The following is a 17,566-nucleotide window of genomic DNA, read 5'->3' as shown; positions in this document are numbered from 1 at the left end:
TCAGGGATTAACCAGGGTCTCGAAGACGATCTGTCCATCCCGAATGGTCATAATCACAGCGGATTTGATGGGGTTATGCTCCAGGTCGAAGGTGAGCTGGCCTGTGACGCCCTGGAACTGGATGTGGGCCAGCGTATCCTTCACCCGGACGGCGGCATCGACGCCCGTTTCGGAGATGCTCTGCAGCAGCAGGTTGGCAGCATCGTACCCCAGGGCGGCCATCTGGTCCGGAACCACGGCTTTGCCATTTTCATCCTTATAACGTGCGCCAAAGGCTTCCACGAAACCCTGCACCTCGGGGCGCGGATCAGCCGCCGAAAAATCGCCGGTGAAGAAGCTGCCGTTGGCCACATTCTTATCCAAATCGGGAGAATTCCAGGTATTGCTGCCTAAAAACGGCAGGGTGATGCCCTTTTCCCTAGCCTGCTGGATCACCAGATTGGCCACCTGGGCATCATCGGGCAGGTAGACCAGGTCGGGTTTGACCTTGACCAGTTTGGCCAGGGCCGCCGAGAAATCGGTTTCACCGGTCGGGTAGGTGGCCTTGCCGGCGATCTGGCCGCTCATGAGCGTGAAGGATTGCTCGAAGACCTCGGCCAGGCTGATGCCGTAGGACTTGTTTTCATCCATGATGATGAAGGCGGATTTGAGCTTGAGATTCTCGATGGCGAATTTGGCGGCCACCCGTCCCTGGAATGGATCGCTGAAACAGGCGCGGAAGATGTAGGGCTTCACCTTGCCGTTCTCCGTCACGGTCACGAAGGAATTGGTGGAGGACGGCGTGATCATGATTACGCCGCGGTCATTGGCAATTCCGGATACGGCGACGGAGGCCGTGGAACAGACCTCGCCAATGATGTAATGGACTTCTTCCTGGTCGATGGCCTGCGTGGCAACCTCGGCAGCCGGTCCGGGCTCGCACTGCGAATCCAACAGGATGGGGACGATGTTCATGTTCAAAACGCCGCCCCTGGCGTTCCATTCATCGATCGCCATTTGCACGCCGTCGCGGGTCATGACGCCTGCCGGCTGCGAAAGCGGCGCCAGAACAGCGATTTTCAACACATCCCGGGGCACGGCGGTGACGGGCGGAACCACCACCCTGACCGTAGCCGTTGGTTGAACGGCGGTCTGGAGCGTGGCCGTTGCAGTCGGCGTTTGGGTCGGAGTGGGTGTGGGCGGGGCGGATACCAGTCTACCCAATTGGAAGAAAAAGTAAGCCCCGACCGCAAACGCAACCAGCACCACGCCCCCCATGACCCATGGCAGCCAACGCCTGCGCGCGTGGGTCGGGACGGACTCACTGACAACGGTCGGGATGGGCTCCTGGGTTGCCGGCGACGGTTCCACGGCTGGCACCAAAGGCGCAGGCACCACAGGGGCAGGCTCCGCGGGTGCGGGCGGTGTGGCTTTCTCGATCGGGGGCGTTTCGATGATGGTGTCGGTTGCTTTCACCGGAGGCGTTTCGATGCGTGTCTCGGCTGGCGGGGTGGGCTGGACCGCTTGCGGGGCCGGCGGCGTTGCTGAGGTTGGCATGCTTTCTTCAGGTGGGAGGTACTTCAGGGCGTCGCCCAACGCCGCGGCCATTTCGGCACAGGTCTGGAAGCGTCTGGTCGGATCTTTTTCCAACGCGCGGTTGACGATGGCGCGTACTTTTTCGGGAATGCCGGGGTGCAGTTGGCCGAGGTCGGGAACCGGATCGTAAAGGTGCTTGTGCATCAGCGTCATGGCCGAATCAGCTTCGAAGGGCGGCTGCCCCCCCAGCGCTTCGAAGAGGGTGACGCCGATGGAATAGATATCCGAACGCGCATCCGGGTGCAGTCCCTGGATCTGCTCGGGCGACATGTACAGCGCCGTGCCCAGCACCACACCGGTGGCCGTATGGTGCTGCTGCTCGCCCAGGATGCGGGCAATTCCGAAGTCCATCAGGATGGCGCTGCCGTGGGCATCCAGCATGATGTTGGCGGGCTTGATATCCCGGTGGATCATGCCGTTTCGGTGAGCGTAATCGGCGGCTTTACAAACATCGCGGAGGCAACGCAGGCACTCGCGAATGGACAGGCGGCGTCCGGCTGAATTCGCGCGTTTGATACGGCTCTGCAGGGTTTCTCCCTCCACGTATTGCAGCACCATATAATACTGGTCGCCTTCGTGGCTGAGGTCGTACACTTCGACGATGTTGGAGTGGTGCAGACGGGCAATGGATGTGGCTTCCGATTTGAAACGCCGCACGAACTCCTCGTTGTCGGAGAGGTGCGGGTGGATCAATTTGATGGCGACTGTGCGGCGCAGGTTCAGGTCGCGCGCCCTGTAAACGGAAGACATGCCGCCCTGCCCGATCAGATCCTCGATCTGGTAGCGTCCGCCTAGAATTTGTCCCACCCAGCGGTCAACCGGCACGCCTCGCCTCCATCGATTCGTTCATTTTCCGGATGGGTTCAGCAGCCACAACCAGGCGTCGCTGAAGGTGCATACCGTCCGTCCGGATTCGGAGGCTGCCACCATGGCCAGAAAACCGTCCGTGAACACGGCCTCGCGCTGCATGTAATTCTTCAGAGCGCTTTGATAGGTCTTCTCGTTCTCCGCGATGATGTCGTCGTACTCTTTCATCTGGGCCTGGTAGGCGTTCATGGCCGCCGTGTCGGATTGATTCAACGGCGGCAGTGGTTTGGATGGCGAAGGCAGTCGGCTGGGCGGCTTGGTGGTGTCCACCTCGCCGATCTTCGTGCCGTTGGTGTAGATTTCGATCAAATTACCGCGCGCGACGATGGCCAGCCGGTTGGTGGCGTTGTTCTGCCAGTTGAAGGTCGAATCTTCCGACTTGGGATAAAAATCGTGCACGTTGGCGATTTCACCCTGCGAGAGCGCCGTGAAAATCACATGCCCGGTGGCGAAACGCGACATCAGCACCATGTACTGGTCGGGTTTGTTCTTGTCGCCGTTCGAACGGAACATGAAGCCGCAGCCGGAACCGCCGCGCGTATCCCAGGTAATATCCGCCGCCAGGACGAAATCGGCCGCGGTCACTTCCATGTGATCGTTGCCGTAGGTGAAAGACATGTAGTCGGAAATATCCAGCGTGAGCGGTTCGTGCACCCAGCCCACGTGCCCGCTGCCGGCGTCCAGGCCGTATTGCGGCAGTTCGGCCACGATGGGCGCCGCCCGGGTCGCCTCGGCGTTTTGTTCCTGGCTGCGGCCGGTGCTTCCGGCGGTGCCGGTGGCCTGAATGGAGGCTGCCTTGGCGGTGGCCTCGGCCTGGGCTGTGGCCAGCTCATTTCCCGAGGATTCCTTCAGTTTGGCCGCGGTGGCCGTGCCGGCCACCGACGTGCTCAACGCGCTCAGGGTGCCGTCGGGCCGGGCGGAGTTCGTCCCACCGCAACCGGCGATCGACGCCAGCAGCAGGGTGACCGCCAGCATCCCGCTGGCCAGGCTGAGACAGGTCTTGAAGCCGGATGTTCTTCTCATTGCTCCTCCGTCCCCGCGCCGCCCTCAGGCGTTGTCCTTGCGCTTGATCAGGATCAGGATGATCACGATGAACACACCGATCAGGATGCCCTGCGCGCCCCAGACCTCCGTCAGCCAGGCGCGGAAAACGGCCGGGTTGGATTTGTCCACCCAACCCCAACCGAAGCTTTCCTTGACGCCGTCGATCACACCCTCGGCGCGCTCCACGGCCGAGTTGCGCGCCGATTCGTATTTCAATACATCTTCCTGATAGGCTTCCATTTCCGCCTGGTAAACCTTGGCCTGGGATTCGTACAGCGACATGGCATCCTTGTAGGCGTTCTGGATCAGCGTGACCTCATCCTGATACGCTTTCAGCGCGTTCAGATACTGAACCATCTGAACCTGATCGTTCTGATCGGTGGGCGCTTTCGGCGCGTCCGGAATGACCGGTTCGGCGGGTTTGGCGGGCAGATCGGCGGGTTTGGCGACCTCGGGTTGGTCCACCTCAGGCACGAAATACTGGCCCACGCCGGGGAAATTGCACGAACCCGGTGTGAAGATGGCCGTGCCCATGCAGCGGCAGCCGGCCGCCGCTTTATCCTCCAGCGTCATGGCGTCCCGCAGATCTTCGGGCAGCTCCCAGCACGGATCAGCGGCCACATCCGAGCCGTACCCCACGATGCCGATCAGCCCCTCGAAGGCCCAGCGGGTCGAGGCGATGGCGCTGACATTTTCGGGCACCGGCGCCAGCGCGCCGCTGAGCACGATCTGGGGCACCAGCAGCAAGATCATCACCATGGGCGCGGAGGAGGCCGCCGGCGCCAGCGCTGAAGCCAGCAGTCCGCACACCATGCCGGCCATGGCCGCCAGCACCATGGTCACGTAGACCAGGCCCATATCCGCCAGTGTGCCGGGCATCTTGAAGGCCAGATAATGGATGACGGTATAGGCGGCGGCGTGGTAGAAGGCCAGCAGCAGCGCCACCCACACCTTCGAGGCCACGTATGGAACGATCTGCAGGTTGACCAGCCTTTCTCGCTTGTAGATATCCTCCTCTTTGACGAACTCGCGCATCTGCGAGAGCCCGGCCACCAGCAGACAATAGATGGTCATCAGAAAGAGCGTGATCGAGCCATTGGCGGCGTCGCCGGTATTGTAATCGAACGGCGCGCTGCCCATCAGGGGCGCGATGACAAAGTCCAGCGCGGCCACCGCCGGAGCCGCCAGCAGCATCAAAATCAGCGACGACCGGTCGCGGATGAGAATGCGCAGGTTGCGCGCCGAGAGGATCAGGAACTGGCTCAGCCCGGAGGCGGCCTTCTTGCGTTTAGGTTTGGGCGCCGCGGTCTTGGGGCCTTTGACCTCGGGCGGGGTCGCCACCGGATGGGCTTCCTTGGCCTGCTTGAGCGCCTCGACAACGTATTTTTGATAGAAAGGTGTCTCGGTGTAGCGCTTGGCCCATTCCTGGGCGCTGCCCTTGGAAGAATCATCCAGAATGGCATAGATCTGGTCGAATTCCATCTCGCGCACGCGTTTCTCGCGTTCCGAGCGGAATGAATCGAAGTAAGCCAGGGCTTCGTCCGGGGGGCCAAACCAGGCCAGGTAGCCGCCGCGCGCCAGAAAGACCACCTTGTCGGCCAGCATGACGTTCTTGGTGGCGTGCGTCACCAGCACGATGGTGCGGCCCTGGTCGGCCAGGCGGCGCATCAGGTGCATGAAGGCGGTCTCGGTGCCGGGATCCAGGCCGGAGGTGGGCTCGTCCAGGAAGAACAGGCCGGGCGAAGTCAGCAGCTCGACCCCGATCGAGACGCGCTTTTGCTGCCCGCCGCTCAGCTTGCTGATGGGGCTGTCCTTGCGGTGCAGCAGATCGAGATCCTCCAACACCTCCAGGATGCGTTTGTGACGCTCGGCCTTGCTGGTGTCGCGCGGCATGCGCAGGCGGGCGGTGTAATCCAGCGCCTGGTATACGGTCAGGCCCATGTGGATGATGTCGCGTTGGGGCACGTAGCCCATGTCATCGCGCACGGCGTCGTAATTGCGGTAGACATTGGTGCCGTTGACCAGCACCTGGCCCTGGGTGGCGGGCTTGTAACCGATGATGGCGTTGATCAGGGTCGATTTGCCGCCGCCGGATTGGCCGACGACCACCACCAGTTCGCGGGGCTGGAAGCACAGCGAGATGTTCTGCAGGATGTTCAGGTCTTTGCGCACCCAGCGGTTCAGGCCGTAGGCTTCGACCTTCAGGCCGCGCGTGTCGTCGAAGCGGTCCAACTGGTCCTGTTTCATGACGAAGCGGTGGCGCCCGATGCGCACGGTGTCGTTCTCGTTCAGCCAGACTTCTTTTTCGATGCGCTGGTCGTTGACGAAGGTGCCGTTGGCTGAGCGCAGGTCGCGCAGGCAATAGCGGTGGCCGACGCGTTCGATCTGGGCATGGAAGCGCGAGACGGTCGGCGAGGAGAGGACGATATCGTTGCCCGGGTCACGCCCGATCTGCAGCAGAGCCTTTTCGCCGAAGCGAATGGGCTGCATCTCGCCCGCGGCCGCCGCGACCGGCTCGGAGTAGGTCAGCGTGACCATCAGGCCGGGGTCCAGGCTGCCAATGCGCAGGATGTCGCCGTTCTCGAGCGGCTGACTGGCCTGCACCGGGCGGCCTTCCAACAGGATCGGGTTGGCGGCCTCGGGTAATACGTTCAGGGTGTACCCGGCCGGGGTTTTCACCAGGTGGGCATGGTAGCGCGAGACGATGCGCGAATCGATGACGATATCGTTGTCGCTGGCGCGCCCCAGGCGGATTTCAGGTTGGGTCAGGGTGTAGGTGGCGGACTTTTCGCCGGCGATGGTGATGGTCAGGCGGGGCGGGGTGCGCGGCGCGCCGGTCAGCAGCGAATCGTCGCCAATCATGGTGGCGGCCACGCCGGAGATGGCTTCCATCACCGTCTCCTGGGGGATTTGCTGCTGCTGGGTGGCGGCCGATTCGAGGACCGTTTCGGCTGCCCTGGGCGGCTGCTGAAAAATCAGCATCACGGACTGCCCCAGGCGGATTTCATCGTTGGCATTCAGGCGCTGCGGCGCGCCGACGCGTTCGCCGTTGACGAAGGTGCCGTTGCGGCTGCCCAGGTCTTCCAGCCAGATGTCGCCCGCCTGGCGGTAGACGCGGGCATGCCGGCGCGAGACGCCCGGCGAATCGATCAGGATCTCCGCGGATGGATCGCGCCCGATGATCAGTTCGGGCCGGTCGACGGGAAAACTGTCGCGCTCGGCCTGCCCTTCGCGCAACACCAACCTGGGTTGGTCCGGTGCTTCCATGGTTGACCCTCCTGTGTTCACTGCTCGTTGAGCCCATGGGTGCGGAAAAGAAATGATTTCCTTGGGGCGGGAAGGAATGAAAGCGTCGACGCGGCGGAAACCTGGCCGGAAAAGAGACGGATGGAGAATGGATTAGCAAGATCGGGGATTCACCCTTGATTATACATTCGGAGCAAGAAAAGAATTGCAAGGAATTAAGGAGATATCCGGAACGATCAGACTGTGGGTGCTGCGTAAACGGTGTAAGAGTGCGCAGGGCGTCTTGAGTGGATGTGGGGTGTGGCCGGTGCGGGCGCAGCTTGACCTAGATAGGTTGAGGCCGTGCAAATTCCCCGCTGACGCCCTTACGCTGTTCGCGTGGGGTACCTTGAGTGGTGGCAGAGTGTGGCGGGCGCGGGCGCAGCCTGGCCCAGGCAGGTCGATGTCGTGCATATTCCCCGCTGACGCCCTTACGCTGCAAGAGCAACGAGTAGGGTGGGCTTGAGCCCACGATCTATGGCATCAGGTGGGATGGGTTTGACGCCGGAATACGCGTGCCCACCCCCGAATGGGGGCAGGTGCACGCCCTACGGCAACTGAATGGATGAGGGGTGTGGCGGGCACGGGCGCAGCTTGACTTAGGTAAGTTGAGGCCGTGCATATTCCCCGCTGCGCCCTTACGCCACAAGAGCAACGAGTAGGGTGGGCTTGAGCCCACGATCTACGGCATCGGGTGGGATGGGTTTGACGCCGGAAGACGCGTGCCCACCCCCGAATGGGGGCAGGTGCACGCCCTACGGCAACTGAATGGATGAGGGTGTGGCCGGTACGGGCGCAGCTTGCCTTGGATAGATCGATGCCTTACATATTCCCCGCTGCGCCCTTACGTTGTGAGCTGTAACTGGGTCAATCGGGACCGGGTGGACGTTTTTCATCCTCACCATCCTCTTCACCCCAGTTAAATTCTTCCACGGCATATAATGAATAAAGTGATCGATCCGCCGTGGAGGTATCTCATGAATCTCTTCACCCGCTGGGCCAAGCGAGAATATTCTCTGGGGCAACGCCTGCTGGCTGTGCTGCCGGCCGGGGTCCTGTTCGTCTTCCTGATTCCATGGATGCTGGTGCGGCTCGGGCCGCGCCTGGACACGCTGCTGGGCCTGCCGCAGCTTACCTTCGGCATTGGCAACCTGGTGCTGGGCGGCCTGCTCATCCTGTTGGGGGCCTTCTTTGGAATCTGGTCGAACGTCATGGAGATCGGTCACGCCCGGGGCACCCCGCTGCCGGTCATGCCCACGCAAACGCTGTTAATCAGCGGGCCGTTCCGCTACTGCCGCAACCCGATGTCGTTCGGCGCGCTGACGATCTACCTGGGCGTCGCCGTCGCGGTAGGCTCGATCTCCTCCATCGCCATAGCTCTTCTGCTGGCGGCGCTGCTCATCACCTATCTCAAGCGCATCGAGGAACGCGAACTGGAAGCACGTTTCGGGCAGGCGTATCTGGATTACAAGGCCGGGACGCCGTTCATCCTTCCAAAGATCATTTCGCGCCGACATTGAGGAGATCGCATGCCAATCGATTGGACCGAAGTTCAAAAAGCCCTGTCCCCAATCAAGGATTATGAAACGCTGTGCCGGCAATTCCACGAATCGTTTGCCTATCCGTTCGTTCGTCAGGCGTACGATTTTCCGACGGCGGAGCTCTCCGGCTATACCCGGCGCATCCTGGGCGGCGATCCGCGCCAGCGCTACGCCGATTACGCCGACTGGCTGGTGGATGCCATCGCGAAGCTGGAGCAGGCCGGGGTGAAGAGCATCCTGGATCTGTTCGCGCGGGCGGACGGTCGGGATGCATTGGAGGCCTTTTGCGGGCAGAGCGGTCTCGGCGCGACAACGATCGCGCACGTGCTGAAGTATCTGGCCTACTGGATCGTCCCGAAGCGTAAACTGCTCGCGCAGTTGGTGCGCGACCAGGCGGCCGTCCTCAGCGCGGTCGGGATTTTGAACGGGCTGGGCGTTCGCTCGAACCTGGACCTCCTGCAGCAGGGCATCCCGCCGGCCGGGCGCAGGGCGCTGGCGGCCACGAGCGGGCTGCCCGAGGCAGTCATCCTGGATCTGGTGAACCGCGCCGATCTGTCGCGCCTTCCCTGGGCCAGCAAGGCAACCATATCGAACATCGTCGGCGCCGGCTACGGCAGCCTGGAAAAGCTGGCCAATGCCACGCCGGAACAACTGGGCGCTGATTTCTTCGCCTACGGCAAGGCGATCGGCAAGGATTTGCGCTTTGGAAACGAGATCGAAAACAGCCAGCGCATCGCGAAAATCATACCGGCGGTTTTACAATAGGCAGCGGCTGACCTGTGTATAATGATGGCATGGGGATGGTACGTTTCGCATTGATTCCATAGATCCTTCCTTATAATCTTAAATTCTCAATTTACAGGTGATCGATTCCGGTTTGTATCTCATCCGGCGCGGTTTGGCGTTCTGCCGGTTAGCTGAGAGCCCAACGGAGTTGCACCCATGACGCTCGACGAACAAGTTCTTTTGCATCTGCGTACGTCCTTCGGCTTCGACTCGTTTCGCCCCGGGCAGCGCGAGGCGCTGCACAGTCTGCTGGACGGGCGGGACACGCTGGTGGTCATGCCCACCGGCGCCGGCAAGTCGCTCATCTTTCAACTCGCCGCGCTGCAACTGCCTGGACTGACGCTGGTCATCTCGCCGCTGATCGCCCTGATGAAAGACCAGGTCGACGGTTTGACCGGCCGCGGCATCCCGGCGACCTTCATCAACAGCGCGTTACCGCCGGCCGAACAGACTGCCCGCCTGGCGCGGCTGGCGCGCGGCGCTTTTCGTATCGTTTACATCGCGCCGGAACGGTTGCGCAGCATCGACTTTTTGGGTGCGCTCAAGAATCGCCCGATCAGTCTGCTGGCCGTGGACGAGGCGCACTGCATCTCCGAGTGGGGCCACGATTTTCGCCCCGATTACCTGAACATTGCCCGTTGGCGCGGCAGCCTGCCTCCACACCCACCGCTGACCATCGCGCTGACCGCCACGGCCACACCCCAGGTGCAGAAGGATATCCTGCGCCTGCTGGGGCTGGCGGACGACGCCGTGAGCATCGTGACCGGCTTCAACCGCCCGAATCTGAGCCTGAACGTGTGCTATACCGGCGGGGAGCGCGGCAAACTGGGCGCCCTGAAAGAGCTGGCGGGCTCCCGCCAGGACGGCGCCGTCATCGTTTACACCGGCACGCGCCGCGACGCCGAAGCGGTGGCCGAGTTTGCGGGCGAGGTGCTGCAGCGTCCGGCCGAGTTCTACCACGCCGGCCTGCCCGCGGAAGAACGGACGCGCATTCAGAACGATTTCATTACCGGCAAATCGAACTTCATTGCCGCCACCAACGCCTTCGGCATGGGCATCGATCGCGCCGACGTGCGCCAGGTGATTCATTATGCCCTGCCCGGCTCGCTCGAGGCCTATTATCAGGAAGCCGGTCGCGCCGGGCGGGATGGGCTGCCCGCACGCACCGCGCTGCTCTACGATCCAAAGGACCGCGCCCTGCAGGAACATTTCGTCCGCCAAAGCGACCTGGGGACGGAGGATCTGCTGGCGCTCCGCCAGGCGCTGCCGGCCGGGAAGGAGTTTTGGACGACGCTGGACGATCTGTCGCGCCTCTCGGAGCTGCAGTCCGTTCAAATCAAGGTCGGGCTGTCGATGCTGGAACGCGCCGGCGCGCTGGAACACCTCGGCGACGAAGGTCTGCGCCTGATGTACCGCCGCGGGGCATGGAACCCGGAGCGGATCGATGAAGCGATCGCGCACAACACCGAGTACCTGCGAAACCGCCAGCAGCAACTGGAAGCCATGATCGCTTACGCCGAATCCAACCGCTGCCGTCGCCGCATCCTCCTGCAGCATTTCGGCGACGCTGCCGAACCGCGCGCCGGCGACGGGGATTGCTGCGATAACTGCCGCAACCGCGCTCCGGCGGCGAATTCTGCGCCGCCGGACGCCGCCGCCGAACTCTCGGAAGCCGAACGCACCGCGCTGGTCATCCTGGACTGCGTCCGGCGGGTGAAAATCAAGGTGGGCGTCGTGAAACTGGCGCAGGTCCTGAACGGCTCGCGCGCCAAAGAGATCCTGCAGTTTCACCACGAAAAGGATACCTACTACGGGCGGCTGGCTGCCCTCCGGCAGAAGGATATCGAAGGGTTGATCGACCGGCTGGTCGGGCTGGGCCATCTCAAGATTGTCGGCGGGGATTTCCCGGTGCTGAACCTGACGCCGCGCGGTGAAAACGCCATCCGCCAGAAGGAGCGTATCCCGCTGCGGCTGACCAAACTCCGTTCCCGAGCCGAGGTGCGCCGCGAAAAAGCCAGACGGACGGTAAACGATTCGGTGGCCTGCACCGCCGAATTGCTGGCGGATGGCCTGACGCCGGAGCAGATCGCCCGCCAGCGCGAACTGGCCGTGAGCACGATCTACATTCACTGCGAACGCCTGATCACAGCCGGCAAATTGAACCTGAACCAGGTGATCTCTGCCGATGTCCGGGCCCAAATCGAAGCGGCCATCCGCCAGGCCGGTTCGACGGAACAATTGGCGCCCATCAAGGCGCTGCTGCCGGAAGAAATCGATTACGGCATGATCCGCTGCGTGGCGGCAGCATACCGCCCTGCGCCGCAGCCCGATCCGACCGGCGCCGCGCCCGACGCCGTCGACGCCTTCCTGACCCGGCCGCACCCGCGCCCGCTCAACGGCCCCTGGGACTGCGGCTGGTCGCTCGACTTTCACTCGCACTTCAGCGGCGGCGACTGGGCGCGCAGCGGCGTCGGCGACCTCACCTATCGCCTGAAGTATGAAGGTGACCTTTCGGTCCTGCCTGCGCTGGTGGATCACGCCCTCCATCTGCTTCAAACTCACCCCGAGCTCGGGCGGGTGAACGCCGTCCTGCCGGTCCCGCCGTCGCTCGACCGCCCGAACGACCCGGTCCGGGCCTTTTGCAGCGCGCTTTCGAGTACAATTAAAATGCCGCTGCAATCCGGGCTTATAAAGGCGCGTCCGACCCGGCCGCAAAAGGAGTTGAAATCCCTGGCGCAGAAGCGCGCCAATGTCTGCGGCGCCTTCGCTTTGCAGGCTGACGTGCACGGCAAACGTTTGTTAGTGGTGGATGACCTGTTCGATTCCGGCGCCACGCTCGAAGAAATTACCGGCTTGCTGCGTAAACACGGCGCAGCCGGCGTCCACGTTCTAACCCTGACCCGCACCATCCATTCGGACCAATGAACCCATCCCAAGACTCTCTGGCGATCCTGCTGTTGTGCTCGCAATTGGCTTTGGCCGATGACGAGACCAAACCCCTGACCCTGCGCGAGTGGAATCCATTGGCGCGCAAACTGCAGGCGGCTGCTTTGCGCCCCGCCAGCCTGCTGGACCTGCAGGTGACGGACCTCCAGCGCCAGCTCGCTCTATCGGCGGAAGTGGCCGCGCGCATCGCGCTGCTGGTCGACCGCGCGGGCGCACTGCAGGCCAGCCTGGAGCGCTGCGCCCGCCTGGGCATTTTCCCGCTCACCCGCGCCGACGCGGATTATCCCCAACGCTACCGCGAACGCCTGAAGGATTCGGCGCCGAGTGTGCTATTCTACGCCGGCGAACAGGCGCTGCTCGGGCAGCCGGGCATCGCCGTGGTCGGTTCGCGCCGCCTGGATGATGCCGGGCAGGAATGTGCGCGCTTCGTCGGCAATGCCTGCGGGCTCTCGGGGCAGGTGCTGTATTCGGGCGGCGCCCGGGGCGTGGATACGCTCAGCATGGACGCGGCCCTCGAAGCGCGCGGTACGGCGGTGGGTGTGCTGGCCGACAGCCTGGAGAAATCCCTGCGCGCGCATGAGACTGCGCTGCGGTGCGGAGATTTGTGCCTGGTGACGCCCTACAGTCCCAACGCGGGTTTTTCGGTCGGCGCGGCGATGGGGCGCAACCGCCTGATCTACTGTCTGGCCGATTACGCCATCGTGGTCGCGTCCGACGCCGGTACGGGCGGCACCTGGTCCGGCGCCAGCGAGACGCTCAAGAACGGCTGGGTGCCGGTCTTCGTGCTGGAACACGCCGACATGCCGGATGGAAACCGCGAGCTGCTGAAGAAAGGCGCGCTTCCCTTCCCGCACCCGTTCACCGAACCTCCGCTCAGGCTGCCGGGGTGGCTGCAGGAAAAATCCGCGAGTCTGCCGAAACCATCCAATCAGATGACTCTATTTTGATCATGTACACGATTTGCTGCACTGCAAAACTTCGTAAACGCACGAGCCCTACAAGCCTGCGGCGATCATTAGCAGCCAGGGGATGGTGGTCACAAAAATGGACCACTCGACGGCGGCCAGAGCCCAGAAGCGCGGGCGGATGAACTCGGATGGGTCGAGTGGATTTCGGGAAGGGTCGACGCCGACCCGCGAGTAGATCAAAAAAGAGGCATAGGCCAGGATGGCCGGCAGCCCGGCCAGCGCCAGCCAGCGCGACAGCCGCTGCGACTCCGACGGCTGGAGCAGGATGGCAAGCGTGAAGAAAACGACCATCACCAGGCCCATGCGAAAGTAGGAATTGGCGGCGCGGGTGTGCGCGGTCATGCGATTCATCGGGAAAATCCCCACCGCGGAGATGCTGAGCGTGGCGATCACGCCGGCCGCCAGGCCCAGCCTGGACCAGACGCCCGGCAGGATCAACCCCAGGCTGAGGCAGGCCGGCAGCAGGCACAGGCCGCACAGGATCAGTCCCAGGTTGAAAACCCAGGCCAGGCGGGATATGCCGATCTCGCCCAGCTCGGAGATGAAGTGGTTGAGCGGTGAATATCGCCGGCCGTCCCGGTCGCGGTAAACCCGGCCGGCGATGCACGCGCCGAGCACAGCGCTCAATGCACCGGCCGCGGCGAAGATCTGAAAGAAAAGGGGATTCTTAATCAGGACCAGCATGGATACCCCCGCGCAAATAATAATAGTATAGTCGGGATGCGGAATTGGGCCCGAAAAAACCGCGGGGGGATTGGATATCCGGTTCTATTTCGTGAAGATGGCCAGCACCTGGCCGTTTTCGTCCAGCAGGGATAATTCCTGATCCTTGATCTGGTAAGCCGCCGTCTTGATCAGGGCCGCGCTGAACGCAGAGGCCTGCTGCATGATCGGGTCGGCGCAGGCCATCATGGTGCTGATGATGTTTTTGTCGATGGTCAATTTCTCGCCCGATATCTGATAGGCCGTGCTGTAGCTGTTGCAGCCGTCGGTGCCGCTCAACGTGCCGTCCTCGAAGTTGAGGGTGACGGTTTTATCCAGTAAAGCCGGTTGGCCCTGGAGGGAGGATAAAATCCAGGTTGTATCATTCAAAGAATCAGACGGCGCGCAGGCCGTCAGAAGCAGGCAAAAGAGCATTCCGAGGGATAAAAGGGTAAATTTCATGATAGGTTCTTCCTTTTCCGGTCATATTGTTCTCAATAAGGACGTCTAGATCATTCGGGCAGTTCCCGGTATTTTGGACTCGGATGCGGACAACAAAAAATCAATCTCCGCTATACTATCTTCAAACGATGGAGGGAGGTTTATCATGCTCGAGATTCCTGAAGCCGCCGTTTTGGCGCGACAAATCAACCAATCCATTTCGGGGAAGACCATTCACGAGGTCGTGGCTGCCCAATCGCCCCACAAATTTGCCTGGTATACCGGCGACCCGGCCGGCTATGCCGGTTTGTTGACGGGCAAGACCATCGGGGCGGCTGCCGCGCGGGGCGGCATGCTGGAAATCGAAGTCGAAGATCACGTGCTGGTGTTCAGCGATGGGGTCAATCTGCGCTTTCACCATAATCCGGCGGAACGTCCCGCCAAACACCAGTTGCTGATGGATTTCAGCGATGGCACGGCTCTGAGCGCATCCGTGGCGATGTACGGCGGGTTGATGTGTTTCGCGCGGGGTACGGAAGACAACGCTTATTACCGGGTGGCCTGCGAAAAGCCATCCCCATTGCGCGGCGATTTCACGCCGGAGTATTTCGGCGGGTTGTTCCAACCCGAATTGGATAAGCTGTCGGTCAAGGCCTTCCTGGCGACCGAGCAGCGCATTCCCGGCTTGGGCAACGGCGTGCTGCAGGACATTCTCTACAATGCCAAGCTGCACCCGAAACGCAAGGTCAATACATTGAGCGCATCCGAGCGCGAAGGGTTGTTGGACGCCATTGTTACCACGCTGCATGAGATGACGGACGGCGGCGGGCGCGACACCGAGCGCGATCTGTTCGGCAACCCGGGCGGCTACGCGACCAAAGTGAGCAAGAACACGGTCGGTTTACCCTGCCCGGAATGCGGTAGCACGATTCTGAAAGAAGCCTACATGGGGGGAAGCATTTATTACTGCCCGGGATGCCAGAAAGGGTGAGCCGTGAAGGGTGAAGCGTGAACCGGAAATTTTGACAGGCCGCCGGAGACCGAAACGTGCAAGAATAATAACGAAAATTACCTTGCGGGCACAATCAGTCTCGTGCTCTCCGGATGGCCTCAGCCAGACCGGATGGATTTTCCCACATCATCGAATGGCCGGCGTTTGGAATGATCCTGACATCCAGACCGGCATCCGACATCATTTGCGCATCCGGGTAGGGTAAAGAATGCTCACCGACGATGAATGTACGTGGCATCGGCAGCGACAGCAGTTGCTCACGCCAGGTGGGAGCGCTGCCCTGTACCAGCGATAGCGCTTCGCGATAAAGGGCGTGCGGCGCCGAAATGGCCATCGAACCGGCCCAGATGAGGTTACCGCTCCGGGTGGCGGAATCGACCTGACAGGCGTGGCCGTTGGAAATGTAATCGGCTTCGGTTTTTGATTGGGTGACAACCGCGCGGCTGAAGGTGGCGTCCCGCGGGTCGAGATTGGGCTCTGAGACGATAAGACGCCGGAAAAGATCCGGCTGCAGGGTCGCGGCGACAATGGCAATGGCTCCACCCATACTGTGCCCGTAGAGGTTGTAGGCCGGAAAATTGAGCGTGCCGAGCAGATCGAGAATGCATTTCGCGTGCTCGTCGATGGTATAGCCGAAGTCTTTCGGCCGGTCGCTGAAACCGGAGCCAAGCAGGTCGATTAGTATGGAATTGCATCCCGCCAGTTTCGGGTCAGCAGCGACACGCGGGTAGTCGCATGAAGAGGCGCAACCGAAGCCGTGGATGAAGACCAGCGGTTCACCGGCGCCAGGGAATTGGTGATAGCGCAGGTTTGCGTTAAATTTAGCGAGGAAATGGGATTTCATCGGAAGATTCCTGAGACCATTCTATTAGTTATTCTGGGCAGGATCAAATTCGGCGAACATGATTATAGCGCATGCGTTCCATTGTTGTAATCATAAAAGAAAAACGTGACATACTCCAGATGGGTGCTCCTCACGCTTCACGAAATCTCTGAATTGTGCTTCAAGAACTCCATCCCATCGTCAATCTACAAGGTGATCACCAAACCATGTCCTTTACGAAAATCACCCTTTGGTCAATCTGCGATTGGCGCGTGCGAGATGAGGCAAACCGGGCGGAGGATCAAGGATTTTTCCGGGATCCTCAAGAGGGGATTCGAAGGGAAACCGGGTAATGGTGTTGACAAAACGATCTTAATTTATATACTAATCTTATTGGGAGCGCTTCCATATTCCATCAACTCCCTCCTTTTCTACATTTCCCTGATAGAATAAGCCTTTGTTTGCTTTTTCTCATCGTTGAGGTCCGGATGGCCGATTTAACGCTGGAAGATATTGCCAGACTGGCGGGGGTATCCCGTTCGACGGTTTCGCGGGTGGTAAACGAGCATCCCAACGTGAGCGCGGATGTGCGCAAACGGGTGTTGGAAGTGATCCGCACCACCGGCTTTCACCCCAACCTGGCGGCGCGCACGCTGGCTTCCAACCGCTCGTGGATGCTGGGACTGGTGCTGCCGCGCACGGTCAGCGGTTTTTTCGCCGACCCGTATTTCCCGCGCCTGACGCAGGGCATTGCCCAGGCCTGCAACGATCACAACTACACCCTGGCGTTATTCCTGGTGACCACCAAGGAAGACGAGGAACGCATCTTCCCGCGCGTTTCGCGCAAGGGTTTTCTCGACGGTGTGCTGGTCCAGTCGGCCGCGATTGGCGATCAACTGATCGACCGTCTGGCCGAGACGAGCATCCCCATGGTGGTGGCCGGGCGGCCGTTCCACGCTGAAAACATCAGCTACATCGACGTGGACAACGTGGCGGCGTCTCGCAACGCGATGGATCACCTCATCCGGCTGGGTTACCGCCGCATCGCGCACATCGGTGGTTCACCCAACAGCCCGGTGACCCTCGACCGTAAAGAGGGGTATATGCAGGCGCTCCGCGAAGCCGGGCGCGCGGTCGATCCGGCCTTGATCGTCGACAGCGATTTCTCCGAGGGCAGCGGCTATCAGGCCATGCGCCAGCTTTTGACGATGGGGGTGGACGCCGTCTTCACCGCCTCGGATATCCTGGCCATCGGCGGGATGCGCGCGGTGCGCGAAGCCGGCCTGCGCGTTCCGCAGGATGTGGCCTTCGTCGGGTTCGACGATTTACCCCTCACTTCCCCAATCGGATTAGGCCTGACCACGGTGCGCCAACCGGTGTACCCGTTCGGTTACAAGGCCATCGAGACGTTGATCGACGTCATCAATAACGGTATTCTCCCTCCCCGGCGCGTGATCATGGACACGGAACTGATCATCCGAGAGTCCTGTGGAGCACCTCAGGAGCGGTAATTATTGGTTGGGTCATTACAGGAGTAAAAATTCAAGATTTGTGAACAATCGATTCAAGTGCACAG

Annotated in this window: 12 protein-coding genes; 6 read left to right on the top strand and 6 right to left on the bottom strand. The window is 61.5% G+C overall.

Annotation, left to right across the window (positions count from 1 at the left end):
* From LARV_RS01880 to LARV_RS01870, 3 genes are read right to left on the bottom strand one after another with little or no spacing between them, the layout of a single operon-like run.
* On the bottom strand, positions 1-2,400 hold the full coding sequence (locus LARV_RS01880) for a protein kinase domain-containing protein (RefSeq protein WP_075072043.1): 2,400 nt from the start codon (positions 2,398-2,400) through the stop codon (positions 1-3).
* 21 nt (positions 2,401-2,421) lie between these two features.
* Complete coding sequence (locus tag LARV_RS01875) at positions 2,422-3,465, bottom strand: LamG domain-containing protein (protein ID WP_075072042.1); 1,044 nt, start codon at positions 3,463-3,465, stop codon at positions 2,422-2,424.
* Between the two features lie 24 nt (positions 3,466-3,489).
* Positions 3,490-6,753, bottom strand: a complete 3,264-nt coding sequence (locus tag LARV_RS01870) for an FHA domain-containing protein (protein WP_075072041.1) — start codon at positions 6,751-6,753, stop codon at positions 3,490-3,492.
* A gap of 995 nt (positions 6,754-7,748) precedes the next feature.
* Between LARV_RS01870 and LARV_RS01865 the strand changes: the two genes are divergently transcribed.
* The 4 genes from LARV_RS01865 to LARV_RS01850 all read left to right on the top strand — a co-directional run bounded on the left by LARV_RS01865 (position 7,749) and on the right by LARV_RS01850 (position 12,991).
* The gene (locus LARV_RS01865; protein WP_075072040.1) at positions 7,749-8,291 is read left to right on the top strand and encodes a methyltransferase family protein; all 543 of its coding nucleotides are present in this window, start codon (positions 7,749-7,751) and stop codon (positions 8,289-8,291) included.
* A gap of 9 nt (positions 8,292-8,300) precedes the next feature.
* Positions 8,301-9,077 (top strand): DUF4332 domain-containing protein, encoded by a 777-nt coding sequence (locus LARV_RS01860; protein ID WP_075072039.1) that lies wholly within the window; start codon positions 8,301-8,303, stop codon positions 9,075-9,077.
* A gap of 177 nt (positions 9,078-9,254) precedes the next feature.
* On the top strand, positions 9,255-12,023 hold the full coding sequence (locus LARV_RS01855; RefSeq protein WP_075072038.1) for a RecQ family ATP-dependent DNA helicase: 2,769 nt from the start codon (positions 9,255-9,257) through the stop codon (positions 12,021-12,023).
* Positions 12,020-12,991, top strand: a complete 972-nt coding sequence (locus LARV_RS01850; protein WP_075072037.1) for a DNA-processing protein DprA — start codon at positions 12,020-12,022, stop codon at positions 12,989-12,991. The genes LARV_RS01855 and LARV_RS01850 overlap by 4 nt, the downstream gene beginning before the upstream one ends.
* A 48-nt stretch (positions 12,992-13,039) precedes the next feature.
* On the opposite strand, the gene LARV_RS01845 is transcribed toward LARV_RS01850, so the two are convergent.
* Positions 13,040-13,696 carry a DUF998 domain-containing protein gene (locus tag LARV_RS01845; RefSeq protein WP_075072036.1) on the bottom strand — a complete coding sequence of 219 codons (657 nt, stop codon included), beginning with the start codon at positions 13,694-13,696 and terminating at the stop codon, positions 13,040-13,042.
* An 84-nt stretch (positions 13,697-13,780) separates the two neighbouring features.
* Entirely contained in the window at positions 13,781-14,176 is a 396-nt protein-coding gene (locus tag LARV_RS01840) for an META domain-containing protein (RefSeq protein WP_075072035.1), read from the bottom strand.
* Between the two features lie 145 nt (positions 14,177-14,321).
* Here LARV_RS01840 and LARV_RS01835 point away from each other — a divergent pair, with 145 nt between their 5' ends.
* Positions 14,322-15,146 (top strand): DNA-formamidopyrimidine glycosylase family protein, encoded by an 825-nt coding sequence (locus LARV_RS01835; protein WP_075072034.1) that lies wholly within the window; start codon positions 14,322-14,324, stop codon positions 15,144-15,146.
* Between the two features lie 94 nt (positions 15,147-15,240).
* Here the strand turns inward: LARV_RS01835 and LARV_RS01830 are convergent, their stop codons facing one another.
* The gene (locus LARV_RS01830) at positions 15,241-16,011 is read right to left on the bottom strand and encodes an alpha/beta fold hydrolase (RefSeq protein ID WP_075072033.1); all 771 of its coding nucleotides are present in this window, start codon (positions 16,009-16,011) and stop codon (positions 15,241-15,243) included.
* A gap of 467 nt (positions 16,012-16,478) precedes the next feature.
* On the opposite strand from LARV_RS01830, the gene LARV_RS01825 reads away from it, so the two are divergent.
* On the top strand, positions 16,479-17,501 hold the full coding sequence (locus LARV_RS01825) for a LacI family DNA-binding transcriptional regulator (RefSeq protein ID WP_075072032.1): 1,023 nt from the start codon (positions 16,479-16,481) through the stop codon (positions 17,499-17,501).
* Positions 17,502-17,566 lie beyond the last annotated feature (65 nt).

Origin of the sequence: Longilinea arvoryzae (assembly GCF_001050235.1) — a bacterium.
Classification (GTDB): Bacteria; Chloroflexota; Anaerolineae; order Anaerolineales; family Anaerolineaceae; genus Longilinea; species Longilinea arvoryzae.
Note: the sequence above shows the minus strand (reverse complement) of the source record. Positions and strands in the feature narration are given on the sequence as shown.